At 65.9% G+C, this 205-nt stretch carries 1 protein-coding gene; it reads right to left on the reverse strand.

What is annotated here, in order from left to right:
- On the reverse strand, positions 1-205 hold a 205-nt coding region (locus tag OP18_RS50995; protein WP_030433971.1), incomplete at both ends, for a sigma-70 family RNA polymerase sigma factor.

Genomic DNA, 205 nt, shown 5'->3' on the forward strand with positions numbered 1-205 from the left:
TCGACCATGTGCACCGGGATGCGGATGGTGCGGGCCTGGTCGGCCATGGCGCGGGTGATGGCCTGGCGGATCCACCAGGTGGCGTAGGTGGAGAACTTGTAGCCCTTGGTGTAGTCGAACTTCTCCACGGCGCGGATGAGGCCGAGGTTGCCTTCCTGGATGAGGTCCAGGAACGCCATGCCGCGGCCGGTGTAGCGCTTGGCGA

This window comes from Dactylosporangium aurantiacum (assembly GCF_000716715.1).
Classification (GTDB): Bacteria; Actinomycetota; Actinomycetes; order Mycobacteriales; family Micromonosporaceae; genus Dactylosporangium; species Dactylosporangium aurantiacum.